The following is a 2,046-nucleotide window of genomic DNA, read 5'->3' as shown; positions in this document are numbered from 1 at the left end:
GCAGCGGTGTGCAGATCGCCGACCATTGCGTAATCCTCGATGCGTACCATGACACTTACAGTGCCACACCGCCGTCGCCCCCGGCACGGTAGAGGGAGCACGGTAGAGGGAGCATGGCGGAAGGGGAAGGGGAAGGGGAAGGGGCATGGCAGGGCACGTGGCCGCTGTGCGGATCGGCACATCCGGCTGGAGCTATGACCACTGGGACGGGGTCCTCTATCCGCCGGGCCTGCCGGCCCGGGACAGGCTGGCATATTACGCGGCCCGCTTCGACACCGTGGAATTGAATGCCAGCTTCTACCGCTGGCCGAAAGAGGGCTCATTCGCCAGCTGGCGCCGCCGCCTGCCCGACGGTTTCGCCCTGTCCGTCAAGGCGCCCCGCGGCCTGACGCACGCCAAGAAGCTTTACGCCCCCGAGGTCTGGGCGGACCGGATCACCCGGTGCTGGCACGAACTCGGCGACAAGCGGGCCGTGCTGCTCGTCCAGCTGCCCCCGGGCTTAGCGCGCGACGACGCCCGGCTGGACTACTTCCTGGCGGCTCTGCCCGGCTGGATCCGCGTCTGTGTGGAGTTCCGCCACCCCAGCTGGGACGACGACGCCGTGTACGCCCTGCTGGAACGTCACGGCGCGGCCTACTGCATCATGAGCGGCGCCGGGCTCCCGTGCGTCCTGCACGCCACCGCGGCGTTCATCTATATCCGGCTGCACGGCCCCGACCACGACGTCCTGTACGGCGGATCCTATTCCGATGACGACCTGCGCTGGTGGGCGGACCGGATCCGCGAGTGGCAGGCCGGCGGGAAAGACGTCTACGCGTACTTCAACAACGACGGCGGCGGCAACGCCGTCCGCAACGCCGCCACACTGCGCGGGCTGCTGGGTTAGCCGCCACGCTGGTAATCCGGCGTGGCGGGGGCCCGCGTCCGGGGACCCCGCCGGCACAGCCGGAGCCCGGCATTGTGGGAGAGTGGAGGCATGGAATTGGCCTCGCAACCAGCGCAGCAGCTGCCCGTGTCCGGCAACAGGGCCTTCCGGCTCGCCCACTGGGTGTCGGACACCGTCAACGGGTTCCGGCTCAAGACGGCCCGGCGCTGGAAGTTCAGCCCGCAGACAGTCGCCTATCAGGGCTACGGCTCGACCGAGTGGGTTAGGGTACTGGGCCGCGTGGTCCTCACCAGCCGGCCGGTGCCCGGCGGCAAGGCGGAGCGGCTGGCCCTGAACGGCAACCAGAACTTCCGCGGCTGGCGGGCGTTCACGAGCGTCCCGGTCCAGTTCACCGAGGTGGAGATCCAGATCGGCGGCGTCACCACCCGCGTGCATGCGGACCGCGGCGGCCTGGTGGACACCCTGGTTCACGTGGCGTTGACCCCGGGCTGGCATACGGCCGTGCTGCGCGCCGAGGGAACGGAACCGGTCGAGGCCAGGATTTTCGTGATCTCGCCGGACACCAGGCTCGGCATCGTCTCGGACATTGACGACACCATCATGGTCACCGCCCTCCCCCGGCCCTTCCTGGCGCTGTGGAACACCTTCGTCCTGAACGAACGGGCCCGGATGGCGACACCCGGCATGGCCGTCCTGCTGGATCGGCTCAAGGTGGAGCACCCGGAGGCGCCGGTGATCTACCTGTCCACCGGGCCGTGGAACGCAGCTCCCACCCTGGCCCGTTTCATCGCCCGGAACCTCTATCCCTCCGGCGCGCTGCTGCTCACGGACTGGGGACTGACGCACGACCGCTGGTTCCGCAGCGGCCAGGAACACAAACGGCGGAACCTTGAGCTGCTGGCCCAGGAGTTCCCGAACATGCGCTGGCTGCTGTTCGGCGACAACGGCCAGCACGATGAAGAGATTTACTCCGGCTTCGCGCAGAAGCACCCGGACCAGGTGGCCGCGATCGGCATCCGGCAGCTCTCGGCCAGCGAGGCCGTCTTCGCCGGCGGCCACTCCGACACCGGAGACCACTCGGAGTCCTCCGTCCCGTGGTTCTATTCGCCCGACGGCGCGGGGCTCGCCAAGGGCCTGCAGGACCTGGATCTGCTCTAGGT

General features: G+C 68.9%; 2 protein-coding genes. Both read left to right on the top strand.

The window, feature by feature from the left end; all coding sequences use genetic code 11:
• Positions 1-145 precede the first annotated feature (145 nt).
• Positions 146-886: a DUF72 domain-containing protein gene (locus LQV45_RS28065; RefSeq protein ID WP_230010204.1), complete on the top strand. Its 741-nt coding sequence runs from the start codon at positions 146-148 to the stop codon at positions 884-886.
• Between the two features lie 90 nt (positions 887-976).
• Positions 977-2,044, top strand: a complete 1,068-nt coding sequence (locus LQV45_RS28060) for an App1 family protein (protein WP_230010202.1) — start codon at positions 977-979, stop codon at positions 2,042-2,044.
• The last annotated feature ends 2 nt before the right edge of the window (positions 2,045-2,046 follow it).

It is taken from the genome of Microbacterium sp. Bi128 (genome assembly GCF_918698205.1).
This window is presented reverse-complemented; position numbering and strand designations above follow the sequence as displayed.

Excerpts from the sequence above, each read along its gene's own strand:
- LQV45_RS28065 (WP_230010204.1), top strand. The coding sequence starts at position 146 with ATGGCAGGGCACGTGGCCGCTGTGCGGATCGGCACATCCGGCTGGAGC.
- LQV45_RS28060 (WP_230010202.1), top strand. The coding sequence starts at position 977 with ATGGAATTGGCCTCGCAACCAGCGCAGCAGCTGCCCGTGTCCGGCAAC.